This is a genomic window from Agromyces sp. NPDC058126 (assembly GCF_042884595.1).
Taxonomy (GTDB): domain Bacteria; phylum Actinomycetota; class Actinomycetes; order Actinomycetales; family Microbacteriaceae; genus Agromyces.
Window position 1 is genome coordinate 152,928 of record NZ_JBHVTS010000001.1, and the last position, 21,035, is coordinate 173,962.

General features: G+C 67.7%; 15 protein-coding genes. 10 read left to right on the top strand and 5 right to left on the bottom strand.

The features are described 5' to 3' along the window. Positions 1-20: 20 nt before the first annotated feature. The 3 genes from mmsA (at position 21) to ACFVTR_RS00720 (ending at position 4,131) form a co-directional block, all read left to right on the top strand. Entirely contained in the window at positions 21-1,565 is a 1,545-nt protein-coding gene (gene mmsA / locus ACFVTR_RS00710; RefSeq protein WP_387034097.1) for a multiple monosaccharide ABC transporter ATP-binding protein, read from the top strand. Continuing rightward, entirely contained in the window at positions 1,562-2,917 is a 1,356-nt protein-coding gene (gene mmsB, locus ACFVTR_RS00715) for a multiple monosaccharide ABC transporter permease (RefSeq protein WP_387034099.1), read from the top strand. Before mmsA ends, mmsB begins: the two co-directional genes overlap by 4 nt. Before the next feature lie 95 nt (positions 2,918-3,012). Next, positions 3,013-4,131 (top strand): substrate-binding domain-containing protein, encoded by a 1,119-nt coding sequence (locus tag ACFVTR_RS00720; protein WP_387034101.1) that lies wholly within the window; start codon positions 3,013-3,015, stop codon positions 4,129-4,131. 63 nt (positions 4,132-4,194) lie between these two features. Here the strand turns inward: ACFVTR_RS00720 and ACFVTR_RS00725 are convergent, their stop codons facing one another. Next, complete coding sequence (locus ACFVTR_RS00725; RefSeq protein WP_376942468.1) at positions 4,195-4,581, bottom strand: glyoxalase superfamily protein; 387 nt, start codon at positions 4,579-4,581, stop codon at positions 4,195-4,197. Positions 4,582-4,733: 152 nt separating this feature from the next. On the opposite strand from ACFVTR_RS00725, the gene ACFVTR_RS00730 reads away from it, so the two are divergent. The 5 genes from ACFVTR_RS00730 (at position 4,734) to nrdF (ending at position 9,694) form a co-directional block, all read left to right on the top strand. Then, positions 4,734-5,318, top strand: a complete 585-nt coding sequence (locus ACFVTR_RS00730; protein WP_387034103.1) for an HhH-GPD-type base excision DNA repair protein — start codon at positions 4,734-4,736, stop codon at positions 5,316-5,318. A 444-nt stretch (positions 5,319-5,762) separates the two neighbouring features. Then, on the top strand, positions 5,763-5,996 hold the full coding sequence (gene nrdH / locus ACFVTR_RS00735) for a glutaredoxin-like protein NrdH (RefSeq protein WP_157425078.1): 234 nt from the start codon (positions 5,763-5,765) through the stop codon (positions 5,994-5,996). Between the two features lie 50 nt (positions 5,997-6,046). Then, positions 6,047-6,466: a class Ib ribonucleoside-diphosphate reductase assembly flavoprotein NrdI gene (gene nrdI, locus ACFVTR_RS00740; protein ID WP_376941577.1), complete on the top strand. Its 420-nt coding sequence runs from the start codon at positions 6,047-6,049 to the stop codon at positions 6,464-6,466. 5 nt (positions 6,467-6,471) lie between these two features. Then, on the top strand, positions 6,472-8,598 hold the full coding sequence (gene nrdE / locus ACFVTR_RS00745; RefSeq protein ID WP_387034105.1) for a class 1b ribonucleoside-diphosphate reductase subunit alpha: 2,127 nt from the start codon (positions 6,472-6,474) through the stop codon (positions 8,596-8,598). A 73-nt stretch (positions 8,599-8,671) separates the two neighbouring features. Continuing rightward, positions 8,672-9,694: a class 1b ribonucleoside-diphosphate reductase subunit beta gene (nrdF, locus tag ACFVTR_RS00750; RefSeq protein WP_157425075.1), complete on the top strand. Its 1,023-nt coding sequence runs from the start codon at positions 8,672-8,674 to the stop codon at positions 9,692-9,694. Positions 9,695-9,800: 106 nt separating this feature from the next. On the opposite strand, the gene ACFVTR_RS00755 is transcribed toward nrdF, so the two are convergent. Together ACFVTR_RS00755 and ACFVTR_RS00760 are read right to left on the bottom strand one after the other, a co-directional pair. After that, positions 9,801-11,546 carry a SulP family inorganic anion transporter gene (locus tag ACFVTR_RS00755; protein ID WP_387034106.1) on the bottom strand — a complete coding sequence of 582 codons (1,746 nt, stop codon included), beginning with the start codon at positions 11,544-11,546 and terminating at the stop codon, positions 9,801-9,803. Positions 11,547-11,618: 72 nt separating this feature from the next. Further along, entirely contained in the window at positions 11,619-12,098 is a 480-nt protein-coding gene (locus ACFVTR_RS00760; RefSeq protein ID WP_387034107.1) for a DNA alkylation repair protein, read from the bottom strand. A gap of 75 nt (positions 12,099-12,173) precedes the next feature. Between ACFVTR_RS00760 and ACFVTR_RS00765 the strand changes: the two genes are divergently transcribed. After that, a complete protein-coding gene (locus ACFVTR_RS00765) occupies positions 12,174-13,712 on the top strand; it encodes an MFS transporter (protein WP_387034109.1) in 1,539 nt (512 codons plus the stop codon). Between the two features lie 37 nt (positions 13,713-13,749). Here the strand turns inward: ACFVTR_RS00765 and ACFVTR_RS00770 are convergent, their stop codons facing one another. Together ACFVTR_RS00770 and ACFVTR_RS00775 are read right to left on the bottom strand one after the other, a co-directional pair. Beyond that, positions 13,750-15,195: an APC family permease gene (locus ACFVTR_RS00770; RefSeq protein WP_387034111.1), complete on the bottom strand. Its 1,446-nt coding sequence runs from the start codon at positions 15,193-15,195 to the stop codon at positions 13,750-13,752. Between the two features lie 169 nt (positions 15,196-15,364). Beyond that, positions 15,365-16,357, bottom strand: a complete 993-nt coding sequence (locus ACFVTR_RS00775) for a LacI family DNA-binding transcriptional regulator (protein WP_387034113.1) — start codon at positions 16,355-16,357, stop codon at positions 15,365-15,367. A gap of 294 nt (positions 16,358-16,651) precedes the next feature. On the opposite strand from ACFVTR_RS00775, the gene ACFVTR_RS00780 reads away from it, so the two are divergent. Next, positions 16,652-20,953, top strand: a complete 4,302-nt coding sequence (locus tag ACFVTR_RS00780) for a DUF5722 domain-containing protein (protein ID WP_387034114.1) — start codon at positions 16,652-16,654, stop codon at positions 20,951-20,953. Positions 20,954-21,035 lie beyond the last annotated feature (82 nt).

The following is a 21,035-nucleotide window of genomic DNA, read 5'->3' on the forward strand; positions in this document are numbered from 1 at the left end:
GCAGCACCGAGAGGCCGCCGATGAGCGCGCCGCCGATCCTCGAGATGCGATCCATCACCAAGGAGTTCCCGGGCGTGAAGGCCCTGTCGGAGGTCTCGCTCACGGTGATGCCGGCCGAGGTCCACGCGATCTGCGGCGAGAACGGCGCCGGCAAGTCGACCCTCATGAAGGTGCTGTCGGGCGTCTACCCGCACGGCACCTACACGGGCGAGATCTTCTTCCGCGGCGAGGAGGTGCAGTTCCGCGACATCCGTGCCAGCGAGCAGGCCGGCATCGCGATCATCCACCAGGAGCTCGCCCTCATCCCCGAGCTCTCGATCACCGAGAACATCTTCCTCGGCAACGAGATCGCCCGCGGCGGACGCATCGACTGGGCCGCGGCGAAGCTCCGGGCCATCGACCTGCTCGCCCGGGTCGGCCTCGACGAAGACCCCGACACCCAGATCAAGCACCTCGGCGTCGGCAAGCAACAGCTCGTCGAGATCGCGAAGGCGCTCGCGAAGGACGTGAAGCTGCTCATCCTCGACGAGCCGACCGCCGCGCTCAACGAGGACGACTCGGAGCACCTGCTCGACCTGATCCGCGGCCTCAAGGGCAAGGGGATCACCGCGATCATCATCTCCCACAAGCTCAACGAGATCGAGGAGATCGCCGACGAGATCACGATCATCCGCGACGGTCACACGATCGAGACGCTCGACGTGAAGGCCGGCGGGGTCGACGAGGACCGCATCATCCGCGGCATGGTCGGCCGCTCGCTCGAGAGCCGCTTCCCCGACCGCACCCCGCACATCGGCGACGTGTTCTTCGAGGTGAAGGACTGGACGATCCAGCACCCGCAGGTGCCCGAGCGCCTCGTCGCCAAGGGCTCGAGCTTCAACGTCCGCCGCGGTGAGATCGTCGGACTCGCCGGGCTCATGGGGGCCGGGCGCACCGAGCTCGCGATGAGCGTCTTCGGCCGCTCCTACGGCAACTACCTGTCGGGCACGATCGTGAAGGACGGCAAGGAGATCGTCCTGAAGGACGTCGAGGCCGCGATCAACCACGGCCTCGCCTACGTGAGCGAGGACCGCAAGCAGCTCGGCCTCAACCTCCTCGACACGATCAAGCGTTCGATCGTGGCGGCGAAGCTCTCGAAGATCGCGAAGCGCGGCGTCATCGACGACTCGCGCGAGTTCGGCATCGCGGAGGACTACCGCAAGCAGCTGCGCATCAAGACGCCGAGCGTCGAGGCGGGCGTCTCGAAGCTCTCGGGCGGCAACCAGCAGAAGGTCGTGCTGGCGAAGTGGATGTTCACCGACCCCGACCTGCTCATCCTCGACGAGCCGACCCGCGGCATCGACGTGGGCGCGAAGTACGAGATCTACACGATCATCCAGTCGCTCGCGGCACAGGGCAAGGGCGTCATCCTCATCTCGAGCGAGCTGCCCGAACTGCTCGGCATCGCCGACCGCATCTACACGGTCTTCGAGGGCCAGATCACCGACAACATCCCCGCATCAGAGGCGAACCCCGAGGCGCTCATGCGCAGCATGACCTCGGCGAAGAAGAAGGCGAACGCATGAGCACGGCGAGCACCCCTGCGAGCACCCAGAAGAAGAAGGGCGGCCTCGCCGACATCCGCAAGGTCTTCGGCGGCGGGCAGTCGAGCCTCCGCCAGTTCGGCATCCTCGGCAGCCTCATCGTCATCATCGTGATCTTCACCATCTGGACGAACGGGCTCACGCTCTCGCCGACGAACCTGATCAACGTCGTCAACCAGTACTCCTACATCCTGATCCTCTCGATCGGCATGGTGATGGTGATCATCATGGGCCACATCGACCTCTCGGTCGGATCGGTGGCGGCCTTCACGGGCATCATCGTGGCGAAGTCGATGGCCGAGTGGAACCTGCCCTGGCCGCTCGCGATCGTGCTCGGCATCGCGGTCGGCGCGGCGATCGGCGCGTGGCAGGGCTTCTGGGTGGCGTTCGTCGGGGTGCCGGCGTTCATCGTGACGCTGGCCGGCATGCTCATCTTCCGCGGCGGCAACCAGCTCATCGGCCAGTCGACGACCACCCCCGTGCCCCAGGAGTTCGGCGTCATCGGCGCCGGCTACCTGCCCGAGCTCGCACTGCCGCTGGCCTTCAACGTGCTCACGATGGTGCTCGGCGTGCTCGGCGCCGGGTGGATCGTCTGGAACGAGTTCCGACTGCGCCGCGCGCAGAAGAAGCTCGGCTCCGAGATGGCGCCCGTCTGGGTGAGCATCGTCAAGGTGGTCGTGCTCGCCGGTGTGATCCTCTGGGCCGCGTGGCTGTTCGCGACCGGCCGCCCCGGCACGAGCTTCCCGATCTCGGGCATCATCCTCGTCGTCCTCGTGATCGTCTACTCGTTCGTCACGAACAACACGATCTTCGGCCGCCACATCTACGCGGTCGGCGGCAACCGCCTCGCGGCCACGCTCTCGGGCGTGAAGGACCGCCGGGTCGACTTCTTCGTCATGATGAACATGTCGGTGCTCGCCGCCCTCGCGGGCATGATCTTCGTCGCCCGCTCGACGGCCTCGGGCCCGCAGGACGGCAACGGCTGGGAGCTCGACGCGATCGCGGCCGTATTCATCGGCGGCGCCGCCGTCTCGGGCGGCATCGGCACCGTGATCGGCTCGATCGTCGGTGGTCTCGTGATGGCGTTCCTCAACAACGGCCTCCAGCTCATCGGCGCCGGCGCCGACGTCGTCCAGATCATCAAGGGCCTCGTGCTCCTGCTCGCGGTGGCCGTCGACGTGTGGTCGAAGCGCCAGGGCGGCCCGTCGATCTTCGGCATCTGGTCGAACCGCCGCAAGGCGAAGCTCGAGTCCGAGGGGCCGGTCGAAGCCCCGGCGGTCGCTCCGACGTTCGTGTCCAACGAGTCCTCCCAGCCGAGCGATCTGCCCCGCTGAGCGAGAACGGATGCCTCCGCGTCGACCGCGTGGCATCCACCCAACCCTTCCCCTCCAAGAGAAGTCAGCAATCCCAACAAGAAAGTGAATGATCAATGAAGAAGCTCACTCTTGCGGCCGCAGCGGTCGCAGCGGTCGCGGCGCTCGCGCTCGCGGGCTGCTCGTCCGACCGCGGCGGTTCGACCGGCGGCGACGAGTCCGGCTCAGCGGGTTTCGCCGCCGACGCCACGATCGGCGTCGCCCTCCCCGACAAGACCAGTGAGAACTGGGTGCTCGCGGGCGGCCTCTTCGAGGACGGCCTCGCCGACGCCGGGTTCAAGGGCGACGTGCAGTACGCCCCCGCCTCGAACACCGTCGCCGAGCAGCAGAACCAGATCTCGTCGATGGTCACCAACGGCGCGAAGGTCATCGTCATCGGCGCGAAGGACGGCAAGCAGCTCGGCACGCAGCTGCAGCAGGCGGCGGACGCCGGCGTCAAGATCATCGCCTACGACCGCCTGATCGAGAACACCGAGAACGTCGACTACTACGTCGCGTTCGACAACTTCGAGGTCGGCAAGCTGCAGGGCCAGGCGCTGCTCGACGGTCTCGCGGCGCGTTCGGGCCACGAGGCGCCGTGGAACATCGAGCTCTTCTCGGGCTCGCCCGACGACGCCAACTCGGCCGTGTTCTTCAACGGCGCCATGGAGGTCCTCCAGCCCAAGATCGACGACGGCACGCTCGTCGTCGTCTCGGGCCAGACCGACATCGCGCAGACCGCGACCCAGGGCTGGGAGGCCGAGAACGCGCAGAGCCGCATGGACTCGCTGCTCGCCGCGAACTACGCGGACAAGGACGTCGACGGCGTGCTCTCGCCGAACGACAACCTCGCCCGCGCGATCATCACCTCGACGAAGCAGGCCGGCAAGGACATCTCGAAGGTGACCGTCACCGGTCAGGACTCCGAGGTCGAGTCGGTGAAGTCGATCATGGCGGGTGAGCAGTACTCGACCATCAACAAGGACACCAACCTCCTCGTGGAGCAGACGATCAAGATGATCCAGCAGCTCCAGAAGGGCGAAGAGGTCGACGTCAACGACACCGAGCAGTACGACAACGGCGTGAAGGTCGTGCCGGCGTACCTGCTCGCTCCGGTCATCGTGACGAAGGAGAACGCGGCCGAGGCGTACGCCAACAACCCGAACCTCCTCGACATCGTGAACGCGGCCGGCTAGTCCCACCTGCCGAACGCACGGAACGACGGCCCCCGCTCCTCGGAGCGGGGGCCGTCGCCGTGTTCACTGCGCCTGCTGCGACCAGTCGGGCAGCTGCTGCAGGGTCCACCGGTTGCCGTCGGGGTCGGCGAAGGTGACGAACCGCCCCCACGCCTGCTCGTCGACCCCCTGCGCGTCGACGCCGGCTGCGCGCAGCTGCTCGAGCGCCGCGTCGGCGTCGGCGACGACGGCCTGGATCACGTCGAGGGCGCCCGGCTCGATCGTGCCGCCGATGCCCTCGCCGAAGGCGATCGAGCAGGCGGAGCCGGGCGGCGTGACCTGCACGAAGCGCATCGTGTCGCTGACGCGCTGGTCGTGGTCGGCGTTGAAGCCGCATTGGTCGACGTAGAACGCCTTCGCGCGGTCGATATCGGTGACGGGGACGTGGATGAGTTCGATCTTGACGTCCATCGCGAGTGCCATTGAATCTCCTCCGTTGATCAGCTGGATTGGAATCGTTCGGATCTCGGGTTCGCAGTGCAGGGCGTTGCGGGCTCGGGCCCATTCCAGCACTGTCGGCCGACATCCGCACCCCGTGGCCGCCCGGGCCGGTCGGTGGGAGGATGAACGGCATGGCATTGCACATCACGGGGGACCGGGCGGCCGACGAGCTGCTCTCGAACGACGCGTTCGCGCTGCTCACGGGCATGCTGCTCGATCAGCAGGTCGCGATGGAGACCGCCTTCGCCGGGCCCGAGAAGATCCGCGAGCGGCTCGGCACGATCGACGCCGGCGAGATCGCTGCGACCGACCCCGAGCGTTTCGCCGAGGTGTTCAAACAGACCCCGGCCGTGCACCGGTTCCCGGGGTCGATGGCGGGGCGGGTGCAGGCGCTCGCGGCGGCCGTGCGCGACGACTGGGGCGGCGACGCGGCCGCCATCTGGACGAGGGGCGAGCCCAGCGGCGCCGAGGTGCTGAAGCGGCTGAAGGCACTGCCGGGCTTCGGCGAGCAGAAGGCGAGGATCTTCCTCGCGCTCCTCGGCAAGCAGTGCGGGCTCGAGGCACCGGGCTGGCGCGAGGCGGCCGGCGCCTACGGCGACGAGGGGTCGTTCGCCTCGGTGGCCGACATCGTGAGCCCCGAGTCGCTCGCGAAGGTGCGCGCCTCGAAGCAGGCCGCGAAGGCGGCGGCGAAGGCCGCGAAGGCCTGACCGATCCAGTACGGCGGATGCCACGGGGCCGACCCCGTGGCATCCGCCGTGCTGCTGCCGTCGCGCCCCGCGGCGACACGCTCGCCCGATGCCCGGCGATGTCGGTGGGTAGTGGCATCGTGGGGGTTACAACACCATATGTAGGGGTGGTGGCATTCGAGGGCCCCCAAGTGTCGTGCATCGCGACACGCCGGGGTGTTCATCCACAGCCGTGCGATCTCGATTTCGCCCGTCTGTGGATAACCGCACGACACCCCAGCAAACAGGCCGATCATCGCGACATCCGTTGTTCACAATCGGTGGATAACCCCGTGGATAACTACATGAATGTAACTACATCATGTTGTGGCGGTTCAGTTCGGCAGACACTAGATGTAGTATTGAGGTAGTCAATCAGCAACACGGGGGACGGGTCCTCCAGGGCCCGAGAACGAGGGGAAAACCATGACGGTCACGGTCTACACGAAGCCTTCCTGCGTCCAGTGCAACGCGACGTATCGCGCCCTCGACAGCAAGGGGATCGAGTACGAGGTGCTCGACCTCTCAGTCGACGAGAACGCGCTCGCCCAGGTCAAGGAACTCGGCTACCTGCAGGCCCCCGTCGTGATCACCGACGAAGACCACTGGTCGGGCTTCCGCCCCGACAAGATCAACGAGCTCGCCTCGCGTCTCGCGTAATCGCGACCGGTGAGCTCGGGGGAGTGAACCGGAACGCGAAGGAGAAGATCATGACGAACCTGGTCTACTTCTCGAGCGTCTCGGGCAACACCAAGCGCTTCATCGAGAAGCTCGGCCGCCCGGCTGCGCGGATTCCGCTGCATGCCCGCGAGCCGGCTCTCGAAGCCGACGAGCCCTACGTGCTCGTCGTGCCGACCTACGGCGGCGGTGACGGCAAAGGCGCCGTGCCGAAGCAGGTCATCAGATTTCTCAACGACGAGCGCAATCGCGCACTCATCCGAGGCGTGATCAGCGCAGGCAACACCAACTTCGGGTCGGCCTTCGGTCTGGCCGGCGACATCATCGCCGCGAAGACCGGGGTGCCGCACCTCTACCGCTTCGAAGTATTCGGAACCCCAGACGACGTTCGCGCCGTCACTGATGGATTGGACGCATTTTGGCGAAGTCAGCAGCAGCAACGGACGGCGTAGCCCTCATGGAGGCGCCGCGCACGGCGATGGACTATCACTCGCTCAACGCGATGCTGAACCTGTACGGTCCGAACGGCGAGATCCAGTTCGACAAGGACCGCGAGGCGGCGCGCGAGTACTTCCTCCAGCACGTCAACCAGAACACGGTCTTCTTCCACTCGCTGAAGGAGCGCCTCGACTACCTCGTCGAGAAGGAGTACTACGAGCCCGAGGTCATCGCGCAGTACGACTTCGCGTTCATCCAGAAGCTCAACGACCTCGCGTACTCGAAGAAGTTCCGCTTCGAGACGTTCCTCGGCGCGTTCAAGTACTACACGAGCTACACGCTGAAGACCTTCGACGGCAAGCGTTACCTCGAGCGCTTCGAGGACCGTGTCGTGATGACCGCGCTCGGCCTCGCGCAGGGTGACGAGCAGCTCGCGATCGACCTCGTGGAGGAGATCATCGGCGGCCGCTTCCAGCCGGCGACCCCGACCTTCCTCAACACGGGCAAGGCGCAGCGCGGCGAGCTCGTCAGCTGCTTCCTCCTCCGCATCGAAGACAACATGGAGTCGATCGCCCGCGGCATCAACTCGGCACTGCAGCTCTCCAAGCGCGGCGGCGGCGTGGCCCTCCTCCTCTCGAACGTGCGCGAGTCGGGCGCCCCGATCAAGCAGATCGAGAACCAGTCCTCGGGCATCATCCCCGTGATGAAGCTCCTCGAAGACAGCTTCAGCTACGCCAACCAGCTGGGTGCCCGCCAGGGCGCCGGCGCGGTGTACCTCTCGGCCCACCACCCCGACATCATGCGGTTCCTCGACACGAAGCGCGAGAACGCCGACGAGAAGATCCGCATCAAGACGCTGTCGCTCGGCGTCGTCGTGCCCGACATCACCTTCGAGCTCGCGAAGAACAACGAGGACATGTACCTGTTCTCGCCGTACGACGTCGAGAAGGTCTACGGCAAGCCCTTCGGCGACGTGCCGATCACCGAGCACTACCGCGAGATGGTCGACAACCCGCGCATCAAGAAGACGAAGATCAACGCGCGCGAGTTCTTCCAGACGATCGCCGAGATCCAGTTCGAGTCGGGCTACCCCTACATCGTGTTCGAGGACACGGTGAACAAGGCGAACCCGATCAAGGGCCGCATCAACATGTCGAACCTCTGCAGCGAGATCCTGCAGGTGAACACGCCGACGACGTACAACGAAGACCTCTCGTACGACCAGATCGGCAAGGACATCAGCTGCAACCTCGGTTCGCTGAACATCGCCCTCACGATGGACGCGCCCGACTTCGGCAAGACCGTCGAGACGGCGATCCGCGGCCTCACCTCGGTGTCGAACCAGAGCCACATCTCCTCGGTCCGATCCATCGAAGACGGCAACGACAAGTCGCACGCCATCGGCCTCGGCCAGATGAACCTGCACGGCTACCTCGCCCGCGAGCGCATCTTCTACGGCAGCGACGAGGGCATCGACTTCACGAACATCTACTTCTACACGGTCCTGTTCCACGCGCTGCGCGCGTCGAACAAGATCTCGATCGAGCGCGGCGAGACCTTCGAGGGCTTCGCCGACTCGAAGTACGCGTCGGGCGAGTTCTTCGACAAGTACACGGATGCCGCGTGGGTGCCCGAGACCGCGAAGGTCACGCAGCTCTTCGCCGACGCCGGTGTGCACATCCCGACGCAGCAGGACTGGCAGGAGCTCAAGGCCTCCATCCAGGAGCACGGCATCTACAACCAGAACCTGCAGGCGGTGCCGCCGACCGGCTCGATCTCGTACATCAACAACTCGACGGCGTCGATCCACCCGATCGCCTCGAAGATCGAGATCCGCAAGGAGGGCAAGCTCGGGCGCGTCTACTACCCGGCGGCGTTCATGACGAACGACAACCTGGAGTACTACCAGGACGCGTACGAGATCGGCTACGAGAAGGTCATCGACACCTACGCCGCGGCGACGCAGCACGTCGACCAGGGCCTCTCGCTCACCCTGTTCTTCAAGGACACGGCGACGACCCGCGACATCAACCGCGCGCAGATCTACGCGTGGAAGAAGGGCATCAAGACGATCTACTACATCCGCCTCCGCCAGCTCGCGCTGGAGGGCACGGACATGACGGAGTGCGTCAGCTGCATGCTCTGACGCCGGTCGAGTAGCGAAGCGCATCGAGACCCATCAGCCACGCGGCATCCGCCCATTTCTTGAAGGAACAGCAATGACCCTCACCGATCCGGTCAACTCGGCCAGCAACGACCCGGCGCACGTCGGCGGCAAGCTGAAGCTCGTCGACCACGTCAACGCGATCAACTGGAACCGCATCCAGGACGACAAGGACCTCGAGGTCTGGAACCGCCTGGTGAACAACTTCTGGCTGCCCGAGAAGGTGCCGCTGTCGAACGACATCCAGTCGTGGAACACGCTGACGCCCGAGGAGCAGACCCTCACGATGCGCGTGTTCACCGGTCTCACCCTGCTCGACACGATCCAGGGCACGGTCGGCGCGGTCTCGCTCATCCCCGATGCGATCACCCCCCACGAGGAGGCCGTCTACACGAACATCGCGTTCATGGAGTCGGTGCACGCCAAGAGCTACTCGTCGATCTTCTCGACGCTCTGCTCGACGAAGGAGATCGACGATGCCTTCCGCTGGTCGGTCGAGAACGAGAACCTTCAGAAGAAGGCCGCGATCGTCATGGAGTACTACCAGGGCGACTCGCCGCTGAAGCGCAAGGTCGCTTCGACGCTGCTCGAGAGCTTCCTGTTCTACTCGGGCTTCTACCTGCCCATGTACTGGTCGAGCCGGGCGAAGCTCACCAACACGGCCGACCTGATCCGCCTCATCATCCGCGACGAGGCCGTGCACGGGTACTACATCGGCTACAAGTTCCAGAAGGGCCTCGAGCGCATCTCGCAGGCCGAGCGCGACGAGCTGAAGGACTACACCTTCTCGCTGCTCTACGAGCTCTACGACAACGAGGTGCAGTACACGCAGGACCTCTACGACGGCGTCGGCCTGACGGAGGACGTCAAGAAGTTCCTGCATTACAACGCGAACAAGGCCCTCATGAACCTCGGCTACGAGCCGATGTTCCCCAAGCAGGTCACCGACGTGAACCCGGCGATCCTGTCGGCGCTCTCGCCGAACGCCGACGAGAACCACGACTTCTTCTCGGGGTCGGGCTCGTCGTACGTCATCGGCAAGGCCGTGGTCACCGAAGACGAGGACTGGGACTTCTAGGTCCTGCGGCCTTCCGACGTGAGGGGTGGATGCCACGTGGCATCCACCCCTCATCGTCTGTGGGCACGCGGAGCGATCACACTTCGCCGGACGGGCGGATCGCCACTCAACCGTCGGTCGTGCCGCCGGCATCCGAGGGACGCCCCGGGTGCTCGAGCTGCGCCGTGACCGCGCGGTCGACGTTGCCGTGGATCCGGTCGGGGCCGAGGCGCTCCAGCACGCCGTCCCGCGCGAGCGTGGCGCGCACGACCTGCTTCACCCTGGCGAGGCGGAGGGTGACCTCGGAGTCCTTCGCGAGCTCAACGATGTCGCTGAACTTCGCGCATCCCTGCGAGTCGATGAAGTTGATGCCGCCGCAGTCGAGGACGATCCCGGTGAGGTCGGGCGTCGAGTGGATGATCTCGCGGATGCGGTCTTCCAGGGCGTCGGAGGTCGCGAAGAACAGGCCGCCGTCCATGCGGATCACGACGACCCCGGGCACACGCTCGTCGGCCGGGTGCTCGCTCACGTCTCGGAACACCTGGGTGCCCGGCTCCCGCGCGAGGGTCGCGATGTTCGGGTGCGTGGCGACGCCGATGAGCCAGACGATCGACAGCCCGATGCCGATCATGACCCCGGCGAGGACGCCGAACGCCAGCGTGCCGACGATGGCGGCGACGGCGATCCAGAAGTCGAACGGCTGGACCCGGAGGAGTCGGCGCATCTCGGGAAGGTTGATCATGCCCATCACGACCGCCTCGATGATGAGCGCGGCGAGGACGGGCTTGGGCAGGCCGGAGAAGAGCGGCGCCAGGATCAGCAGCGTCAGGAGCACGGTGACGCCCGACGTGATCGACGCCAGCCCGGTGCGTGCGCCTGAGTGGTCGTTGAGCGAGCTCGCGGACAGGCTCGTCGAGACCGGCATGCCCTGGAAGAAACCTGCCCCGGCGTTGGCCATGCCCTGCGCGATCGACTCCTGGTCGATGTCGACCTGGTAGCGGTGCTTGGCGGCGAACATCCTCGCGTCGCCGGCGGTCTGCGAGAAGCCGATCAGCACGAGCGCGACCGCCGCGATCCCCACCGTCGCCGCGTTGTCCCACATCAGGCCGAGGTCGGGGAGGGTGAACGCCGGCAGCCCCCGCGGCACGTCGCCGACGAGCGCGACCCCGCGCTCGCCGAGATCGAGGAGCCACGAGGCCAGCAGGCCGCCGACCACGAGCACCAGCGCGCCGGGCAGGCGGGGCGCGACCCGGCCGACGCCGAAGACCACGACGAGCGACACGGCGCCGACGATGAGCGTGGTCGGGTGCGTCTCGCCGAGGGTGCCGAACCACGACCACAGCTCCTGGAGCGCGTTCGAGCCGTCTGCCTCGGTGCCGGTGAGCTTCGGGAGCTCGGAGATGACCACGTCGACGGCGGCGCCGAACAGGAAGCCGGTCACGACCGCCCGTGAGAGGAACTGCGCGATCCAGCCCATCCTGAGCACGAACAGGAGCAGGAAGAGCACCCCGGAGGCGAGGGTGATGCCCGCCACGAACGACGCGATGTCCGCCTCGTCGGTGAGCCCCGTCGCGATCACGGCGCTGGCGGCCACAGCGGCGAGCGCTGAGCTCGGACCCATGGAGATCTGGCGACTCGTGCCGAAGATCCCGTAGAGGAGCGCGCCCGCCGCTGCCGCGTAGAGCCCGTTCTGCAGCGGGATGCCGGCGATGCCCGCGTAGCCGAGGTTCTTCGGCACGATCAACGCCGCGACCGTCACTCCGGCGATCAGGTCGCCGCGAAGCCAGCGGCGATCGTAGCCGCGGATCCAGCCCGCGATCGGAACCAGTCCGGCGGCCCTGCGCGGCCGGTTGATGTCGCCAGTGCTCGCCATGCGACCCTCCCCGTTCGACGAAGTCTGGCATACGCGCGTCGCCGCAGGCGAGGGTCGGATTCCCCGTGGCGGTCAGGCTCCGCCCATGGCCTCGCGAGCCGCTCTGCGGAGCGCCCGCGACGGATCGTCGGCCCAGCGGGCGAGCACGCCGTCGGCCCGGCGACGGGAGCCGGCGCCGAGCCCGCCGATGAGCGGTCGCAGCACGTCGGCGATCAGCGGCTCGATGAGGGCGTCGACGGATGCCTCGCGCAGGAACCCCTCGATGCGGGTGAGGTCGCCGTTGCCGAGCATCCGCACGTTGCGCTGCAGCAGCACGACGGCGGCGAGGCGCCGCTCGAAGACCGGCACCGACCAGAGCTCCGAGGCGAGCGCGGTGATCGCATCGTGGTCGAGCCCGCGGTAGCGGTTGCCCACGTCGCGGATCGTGCCGCGCACCGCGCCGACCGAGGCGCCGTAGGAGTCGAGCCCGAGCTGCTCGCGCACGTCGTCGGCACGGTACTCGTCGCCCTCGTACCGCAGCGTGCGGTCGACGAAGTCGGCGGGTTCGGTCACGCTCCCATTCTCGGCGCCCGGCGGCGTTGCGCGCGCCTCTTGTCCACGCCCTCCGCCCGGTGGTAGGAACAGCGCATGGGGGAAACGGTGGATGTCGCCGGCTCCGCCGCGACGGCTGCGGCCAAGCGGGCGGCGCTCGCCGCGCTGATCGCGACGTGCGTGTCGGCGCTGGTGGTCAATGCGAACACGTCGGCGGTGTCGATCCTGATCCCGGCGATCTCGGCCGACACGGGAACGCCGACCGACACGCTGCAATGGGCGGTGACCGGGTACTCGCTCGTGGGCGCAGCCGTGATCGTCACGTCGGGTTCGCTCGGCGACGTCTTCGGCAGGCGTCGCATCTTCTTCTGGGGCCTCGTGCTCTTCATCGCGTCGTGCGTGCTCATCGCCCTGTCGCAGGAAGGCGTCGGCGTCATCGCGGGCCGATGCATCCAGGGCGCGGCGGGAGCGACGATCCTCGCGTGCGGCATGAGCCTCCTCTCGGCGGCGAACACCGGCAAGGAGCAGTTGCGCGCGGTCACGCTGTGGGGCGCGGCATCCGCGGTGGGCGCGGCGGCGGGCCCGCTCGTGGGCGGTTTGCTCGCTTCGACGCTCGGCTGGCAGGGCCTGTTCTGGATCGACGCCGCGATCGCCGCGGTGTGCATCCCGATCACCCTCATCGGCGTGAAGGAGTCCTCGGACCCGACGAAGCCGCGCTCGATCGACCTCGTCGGTTCCGTGCTCATCGCCGCGACACTGGCGCCCCTCATCTTCGCGCTCACGAACGGCACCGCGTGGGGTTGGCTCTCCTGGCAGACGATCGGATGCTTCGCCATCACCGTCGCCGCAGCCATCGGGTTCGTGGTCGTCGAACGCCGCGTCGCCGCACCGCTGCTCGACCTGAAGCTGCTGCGCAACGCGGTGCTCGTGGGCGCGACGCTCTCGATCCTGCTCGGCTCGGGGACCGTGAACGGCATCATGTACGTCGTCAGCCTCTACTTCCAGAACCCGGCTGCACTGCAGATGGACGCCTTCCAGGCGGGGCTCGCGACGCTGCCCGTCGCGGCCGCGGCCGTCGTGCTCTCACCGCTCATCACGCCGATCGTGGGTCGCATCGGCGTTCGCGTGACGATCGTGCTCGGCTTCGTGATCATGTCGGCCTCGTTCGCGGTGCTCGCGTTCGTCACCGATTCCTGGGGGTACGGCATGTTCGTGCTGCCGCTCGTCGGCGTCGCTGCGGGCATGAGCCTGCAGAACGGCCCGTGCTCGTCGCTGTCGACCTCGAGCGTCGAGCCGCGCGAGGTCGGGGCGGCATCGGGCGTGTCGAACATGGCGCGCTACGTGGGCGCGGCGGTGATGACGGCGATCGTCGCGTCGGTCTACAGCGGGGTCAACGCCCGACAGCTCGCCGACGGTGCCTCGGACTCCGCGGCCCTCGCGCAGGCGTTCTCGTGGTCGTCGATCTCGATGGGCATCTGGTGCGTGCTCGGCATCGGGCTCGTCTTCCTCGTCGCGCGTCGCGTGCGCCGGAACTCGGGTCAGTTCGAGGCCGTGGCGGCCGCGGCGTCGTTCTCGCACACGATCGTGCCGCCCGAGCCGGTCGCGGCGGAGACGACGAGCGGCGACCCGCGCTGACCGTCACGGTCGTCGCGAGCCGCCGCTGCGGCATCCGCTACTTGTCGTTCGACGTGCCCTCTGCAGCGTCGAGGAGCGCGCGGTCCTCGGCGAGCAGTGCGTCGGCGCCCTCGTCGCCCTCGGCGATGACCTCGTCCTCCTCGAGCGACATGCGCAGCTTCCGCCGGAAGAACCGCGTCATCACGAGGAGCGAGACGAGGCCGACGGCGAGCCAGATGAGGCCGTACATCATCGCCTCGCCGCTGAGGTTCACCCAGAGCAGCACGGTGAGCACGACGCCGATGACGGGCAGCAGGATGTTGCGCACGATCTGCCCCGCGGTCTTCACCTCGCGGCGGCGCACCGCGAAGTGCAGGATCACCGTGACGTTCACGACCGTGAACGCGATGAGCGCACCGAAGTTGATGAGCGAGAAGACGAAGTCGAGGTCGGCGACCGCGGCGAAGAGCGAGACGACGCCGACGAACACGATCGCGACCGCCGGAGTCTGGAACCGCGGGTGCACGTACGACATCCGGCGCCCGATCGGGCCCGAGCTGTTGCGGCCCATGACGTAGAGCATGCGCGAGACGCTCGCGTGCGAGGCGAGGCTCGACGCGGCGACCGCCGCGACGGCCGCGGCGACGAACAGGACCTGGAAGAGCATGCCGCCGACCGAGAACGCGAGCTCGGGGAGCGCGGTGCCCTCGGTGAGCCCCTCGACGCTGGGGAAGAGCGACTGGGCGAACCACCCGGCGACGAAGAACAGCGCCCCGCCGATCAGCAGCGAGAGCACGATCGCCTTCGGCACGGTGTTCGCGTCCTTCGCCTCCTCGGTGTACATCGTGATCGCATCGAACCCGATGAACGAGAAGCAGACGATCGTGGCCGCACTGATGACCGTCGCGATCTGCACGTTCGCGTGGTACAGCGGTTCGATGCTGAGCGGCGTGCCATTGCCGGCACCCGCGTTGAGCGCACCCCACGCGAGGCCGATGAACACGACGATGAGCACGACCTGGAAGATGAGGAGCGTGGCGTTCACGCGCGAGGTCGAAGTGATGCTCCACAGGTTCAGGAGCGTGATGAGGGCGACGTAGCCGCCGACCCACACCCAGCCCGAGATGTCGGGGAAGAACGCCTCGAAGTACTGGCGCAGCAGCAGTGCGTTCACGAGCGGCAGCAGCAGGTAGTCGAGCAGTGCCGTCCAGCCGACGAGGAAGCCGAAGTTCGGGTGGATCGTCTCGGAGGCGTAGGTGTAGGCGGAGCCCGCCGACGGGTAGACGCGGGTCATCCGGCCGTAGCTGATCGCGGTGAAGAGCATGACGACGAGCGCGAAGAGGTAGGCGAGCGGCACCACGCCGCCGCTCTCGTCCGAGACGTAGCCGAAGGTGTCGAACACCGTCATGGGCGTCATGTAGCCGAGGCCGAGGCCGACGATGGCCCAGAGTCCGAGCGAGCGCCGGAGCTTCGTGGGGTGGGCTGCGAGAGCGGGGGAGGTCATGCGTGGTTCCTGTCGTCGCCATTGATCGAGCGGACAGACACTACGCTACGCCGACGGAGGGCCGGCCTGCCGCTTCGGCCAATTCACGAGACACGATTGGACATGATGTCCAGCGGGCGTCCAAGCGGGGTGTGAGCGTGGAACGCGGCGCACGGAACGAGCCGACGCGCTACGTCGACCTCGTCGAGCTCTCGCGCACGATCAGCTTCGGCTCGATCAGGACGCGTTCGATGACCGCGGTCGCCCCGGCGTCCGTCTGACGGCGGATCAGGTCGACGGCGCGACGGCCGAAGGTCTCGCGCGGCCGGCGCACCGAACTCAGCGGCACGGCCGATGCGGCGACGAAGTCGACATCGTCATAGCCCACCACGGCGATGTCCTGCGGGATCCGGATGTCGCTCGCGCGCGCGAAGGCCTCGATCACGCCGATGGCGAGCGAGTCGTTGGCGGCGAAGATCCCGTCGGGCCGATCGGCGGGCGCACGCGCCGCGATCTCGCGGCCCACGGTGAGGCCCGATTGCACAGAGCGGTCCGCGGTCGGGACGACCTCGAGGCTCACTCCTGACGCCGCGCCGATCGTCGCCGTCGCGCCGCGCAGACGCTCGGCGATCTGGTAGGTGCGCGTCTCACCGCCGATGAACGCGATGCGGCGGCATCCCTGTTCGATCAGATGCTCGACCGCCTGGCACGCCCCGGTGAAGTCGTGGATCGAGCACGACGAGAATCGCCCGTTGGCCGGATAGGCGTCCATCAGCACGGTCGGGATGCCCGTGCTGTGGAGGAGCTCGAGGTCCTCGGCCGGCGTGATTCCCGAGGCGAGGATCACGCCGTACACCCGTTGCTGCACCAGCATTCGGATGTACTCGCTCTCGCGCTGCGGGTCGCCTCCGGCGCTCACGATCGACAGGAACAGATCCTCCTCGGTCGCCCGCCGCTCCATGGCTTCGGCCACCTCGCCGAAGAACGGGTTGTTCAGTTCGAGGGCGACGAACCCGAGCACCCGGCTGCGACCGGATTTGAGCTGGCGTGCTGCCTCGTTGCGCGTGTAGCCGAGTGCGTCGATCGCGTCGACGATCCTGCTCTGCGTCGCGGGGGCCACTCGCTCGGGCGTGTTGAGGAACTTCGACACGGTGCCCAGGGACACGGCGGCCCTGGCGGCCACGTCTTTCATGCTGACCACATCGAACCCCTTCCGTGACGGCGACGATCAGGCGCTCATCTGCATGTTAGGGCGGACGGAATGGGACTCGGACGCTATAACGTTTCATCGAAACGTGCCGGAATCTCGGCGCGATGGCGGCTTCAGCGGCCGACAGTAGGTCGGCGTGGGGCTTGACAGCGGCAAAGTGGAGCCCACATAGTGACTGTAACGTTTCACTTCTGGCGCGACCGTCTTGCGAGGCGCGCCGAGGGCTCGATGGAGAGAAGTTCGATGACGAACGACAGGAGTGCGGTTATGACGTGGCATGAGCAGGTATCCCCTCGATCATCGGCGCGGCGCCGGCTGCCCGGGCGATGGCGCCTGATCGCGGTGGCGGTGGCGGCGGCGATCATGGGCAGCGTGCTCACCCCGCTCGCGGCGGCCGCGGCCGAGACGCCGCACTGGACCTTCGGCACGGCCGGTGACCTGCAGGGCTGGAGTGCCGGAACGAGCACGGCGACCGTCGCAGCGACCGAGGCCGGCCTCGAGGTCCAGATCACGGGAGGCGACCCGTGGGTCATGTCGGGCAAGTTCGCCCTGGACGCGACGACGGCGAACACCGTGCACATCACCGCCCAGAACGAGACCGAGAACACGGGTGGCAAGATCTACTGGTCGACCGTCGCCCAGCCCACCTTCGCGGAGGAGCGCAGCGCGACCTTCGACATGCGGGAGAGCGAGACCGCTCCGGGGGAGTACGTCGTCGACCTGCGCGGCGTGCCGGTGTGGACCGGCACGATCGAGCGACTTCGCATCGACCCCGGCGAGAACGCGAGCGACATGGGCCGGGTCGTCATCACCGACGTCGGCTTCTCGTTCAACTCCGAGCCGTTGCCGGAGCCCGAACCCGACCCCGCGGACCGCGAGCCCGTCGAGCACATCGGCTCGGTCGAGCCCGTCAGCGCGACCGCGGACGAGATCCGCGTCACGGGCACGGCCCCCGCGGCGACATCCGCGACGACGCTGACGTTGTACGAGCTCGACGGCTGGGAGTACGAGCCCGACTTCGCTGACGGCATCGAGCTCGGGACGGTCGACGGCGGCGGATCGTTCGACTTCCGGGTGAGCCGCATGGACGGCGAGCGCGACCGGATCTCCTCGAAGTTCCTGGTCGTCGCGGATGCCGGTGGAACGCCCTCGTTCATCGACTCGGCCCGCTACGTGACGGTGCGCGACTTCCCCTCCGACAACGACTTCGCGTTCCCGGCGCCGGCGACCAAGAAGGGCTTGCAGGTGCAGCTGACCGACGACGCGGACGAGCTCGGCGTCGGACACGCGGCCATCAACATCGCGCTCGACCGAACCATCCAGACGACCGCCGCCGACGATGCGATCGAGTTCGAGTACGACGGCGAGACCTACTACTTCGACCGGGCGTACATGGCCGAGATGGATCAGACGATCAAGCCGTTGTCCGACAACGGGATGGTCGTCAACGCGATCCTGATCGCCTACGACGACAAGGGGTCGAACCCCGGTGCCGCGGATCTGATCATCCATCCCGACGCTGCTCGTCGCGCCTCCGGCGCGGTCGTCTACGCGTTCAACACGGTTGACGAGAACTCGCGCTACTTCCGAGCGACGATGGCGTTCCTCGCCGATCGGTACAGCCGCGAGGACCAGGCGCACGGCCGCGTCGTCGGCTGGATCGTCGGCAACGAGGTGAACTCCGGCTGGGTCTGGCAGAACATGGGCGAGCGGAGCCTGAACCGCTTCGTCGACGACTACGAGCGCGCCGTGCGCTGGGTCGACACGGCCGTCCGCAACGAGTACGCCGGGGGGCGCACCTACATCTCGCTCGATCACCTGTGGACGATGGCGCTGAGCACGACCGCGCCCAAGCGCTACTACAAGGGACGGGACGTGCTCGATCGGATGAACGCGGTCGCCGACGAGGGCGGGCAGTTCGGCTGGGACATCGCGTACCACCCCTACCCCGAGAACCTGTTCAATCCGGCGACGTGGAACGACCAGACTGCGCTCGACTCGATCGACAGCCCGCGCATCACGTTCAAGAACCTGCACATCCTGGGCCAGTACCTGCAGCGCGACGAGCTGATGTACCAGGGCGCGCAGCGTCGGATCATCCTGTCGGAGCAGGGCTTCCACGCCCCGGGCAACGACGCGGTCAACGCCGATCTGCAGGCCGCGGGGTACGCGTACGCCTACTACCGGGCCGTCACCACGCCGGGGATCGACTCGTTCATCCTCCATCGTCACGTCGACCACAAGCAGGAGGGCGGGCTGCGGCTCGGCCTGTGGACCTGGGACGACGCGCGGCCGGAGCCGTCGTCGCCCGACAAGATGCGTCGCATCTACGACGTGTTCAAGTACATCGACACCCCCGAGTCCCGCGCGCACACCGAGTTCGCGCTGCCGATCATCGGCGTCGACTCGTGGGAGGAGCTCTTCCCCGAACTCGACATCGAGGGGCAGGGCGTCCGGCCGCTTCCGGTGCCGTCTCCGGTCGAGCTGCGCGAGGAAACGGTCGATCCCGAGATCGCGATCGGCGCGGACCAGTGGATCGCTGGTGAGAACGTCGCGTCGGTGGCGGAGGCCGCCGAAGCGGTGACGGCGACGTTCGACACGCTCGACAAGCAGTGGCGTGGCGTGACCTTCCAGTCGTCGGATCCGGTCGATGCCTCCGACTCCGGGTTCCTGCAGGTGCGCCTCAACGTGCCCGGAACCGATCCGGCCGCCCAGCGGGTGGCGAAGATCAAGGCGTACTCCGGCGTCGAGGTGGCCGAGGGCGTCGTCGCGCTCGACGGTGCCGACAGCATCCTCACCCTCGACCTTCGCGGCTGGGACGCTCGTTCGCGCATCGACCGCGTCAAGGTCTGGGTGCGCGGTGAGTCGAACGCCGATTGGGAAGGCGAGTTCTCGGCGTCGGATGCTGGGTTCACGAACACGCCGGGCGAGCCCGGCGCCGCCAACCTCGCGATCTCGGCGACGGCCGAAGAGGTCGCCGAGGGCGAGAAGGTCACGTTCACGGTCGCGAACCGCGGCGGTACGAGCGTGTCGGGTGCGCTGAGTGCGCTCGACAGCGGCTCGGTGACGCTGACCGAGGGCGAGCTGCCGCTCGGTGACCTCGCGTCGATGGCGACGACGACTACCGAGGGCACGATCGCGGGCGTCGCGGACGGCGACGTGGTCGACCTGGAGTTCGACGGTCGCGAGTACGCGGTCACCGTGGGCGTGGCCGAGCCCGGCCCTGAGACCGGCGTGCCGGACGGGACGCGGCTGCTGTACGACTTCGAGGAGGACGTGCAGGGCTGGAAGGCGGGATCGAACACGGCAGCGGTCAGTGCCGCGTCGTCCTCGGCGAACCAGCCGGGGACCCCGCGGTTGGGCGGGTCGATGCTCGCGGTCGTGACCAACGGCGTCGCGGCCGACAAGTGGCGTTCCGCGTACGTCGACCTCGTCGAGCCGATCCCGGCGTCGGAGGGCGACGCGATCCTCGTGTCGCTCAACGCCTACGGGGGCCTGGGGACTGCTCACGAGGCGCGCATCTCGCTGACCACAACGAGTGGCGAGTACGAGCACGTCGAGACCGTGAAGCCCGACAGCTGGAACGATCTGCGGATGCCGTTGGACGGAGTCGAGGGCGACCTCACGCGCCTGACCGTCTCGTTCCGGGCCACCGGGTCGAGCACGCCGTGGGCGCCGCAGTTCCAGGTCGATCGGGTGGCGATGGAGCTCGCGGAGGACACCACGCCGCCGGTGATCACCGGGATGCCCGAGGGCATCGTGAACGCCGACGACGGCCTCGAACTCGAGATCCTGGCCGAGGACGCCGAGAGCGGCATCGGTTCGCTGAGCGTGACCCTCGACGGTCAGCCGATCGAGCCGAAGGGCTTCGTCGACCTCAGCGGGCTCTCGGGCGAGCACGTCATCGCCGCGACCGCCGTGAACGGCGCGGGCCTGTCGGCCGAAGCGTCGAGCACGCTGCTCGTCGTGCCCTCGGACGGCGCGACCAGCGCACCGGGAATGGGCTCCCTCGCGAACACCAGCGGCTGGAAGACGGGGCAGCACGACGGCACGTACGACATCCGCTTCCACCTGTGGTGGGGTACGCCTGGGAGCGTGCTGCGACTCTTCGAGAACGGAGCCGTGGTCGAGACGCGTGTGCTCACAGCGGTGCCGGGGGCGACATCGCAGCACGTCTCGATTCCGTTCGCCGGCAAGCCCGACGGGACGTACGAGTACCGGGCCCAGCTGATCAACTCACGCGGGGCGACGTTCAGCACGACCACCACCGTCAAGGTCACGTCGGCCACCCCGGGGGTACCCGTGGTGAGCCACGACAACCGGGACGGAGACGGCGACTTCACGGTCACCGCGAACATGTGGTGGGGCACCAACGCCGACGCCTACACGTTCACGCTGGACGGACAGCTCATCGGCGAGGGCTCGCTCGTGCCCGCCTCGCCCGCTGCGCAGAAGGCCAGCGTGCACGTGACCGGCGTCGCACCCGGTGAGCACACGCTCGTCGCCACGTTCCGGAACCCGAGCGGGGCGACGGAGTCGAAGCCGGTGGAGGTGACGGTCGACGAGTGAGCACCCATCCGGGGGGCGGCGGCACGCCGTCCCCCGGACGAGCGCTCGGTCGGGGGCGGCGCTGCGCCGGCCAGCGCCGGAG

What these genes read in the sequence shown, in the direction of transcription:
- mmsB (WP_387034099.1), top strand. Translation starts at nt 1,562, where the DNA reads ATGAGCACGGCGAGCACCCCTGCGAGCACCCAGAAGAAGAAGGGCGGC.
- ACFVTR_RS00725 (WP_376942468.1), bottom strand. Translation starts at nt 4,581, where the DNA reads ATGGACGTCAAGATCGAACTCATCCACGTCCCCGTCACCGATATCGAC.
- ACFVTR_RS00765 (WP_387034109.1), top strand. Translation starts at nt 12,174, where the DNA reads ATGGGGGAAACGGTGGATGTCGCCGGCTCCGCCGCGACGGCTGCGGCC.
- ACFVTR_RS00720 (WP_387034101.1), top strand. Translation starts at nt 3,013, where the DNA reads ATGAAGAAGCTCACTCTTGCGGCCGCAGCGGTCGCAGCGGTCGCGGCG.
- mmsA (WP_387034097.1), top strand. Translation starts at nt 21, where the DNA reads ATGAGCGCGCCGCCGATCCTCGAGATGCGATCCATCACCAAGGAGTTC.
- nrdI (WP_376941577.1), top strand. Translation starts at nt 6,047, where the DNA reads ATGACGAACCTGGTCTACTTCTCGAGCGTCTCGGGCAACACCAAGCGC.
- ACFVTR_RS00730 (WP_387034103.1), top strand. Translation starts at nt 4,734, where the DNA reads ATGAACGGCATGGCATTGCACATCACGGGGGACCGGGCGGCCGACGAG.
- ACFVTR_RS00780 (WP_387034114.1), top strand. Translation starts at nt 16,652, where the DNA reads ATGACGTGGCATGAGCAGGTATCCCCTCGATCATCGGCGCGGCGCCGG.
- nrdF (WP_157425075.1), top strand. Translation starts at nt 8,672, where the DNA reads ATGACCCTCACCGATCCGGTCAACTCGGCCAGCAACGACCCGGCGCAC.
- nrdE (WP_387034105.1), top strand. Translation starts at nt 6,472, where the DNA reads ATGGAGGCGCCGCGCACGGCGATGGACTATCACTCGCTCAACGCGATG.
- ACFVTR_RS00770 (WP_387034111.1), bottom strand. Translation starts at nt 15,195, where the DNA reads ATGACCTCCCCCGCTCTCGCAGCCCACCCCACGAAGCTCCGGCGCTCG.
- nrdH (WP_157425078.1), top strand. Translation starts at nt 5,763, where the DNA reads ATGACGGTCACGGTCTACACGAAGCCTTCCTGCGTCCAGTGCAACGCG.
- ACFVTR_RS00755 (WP_387034106.1), bottom strand. Translation starts at nt 11,546, where the DNA reads ATGGCGAGCACTGGCGACATCAACCGGCCGCGCAGGGCCGCCGGACTG.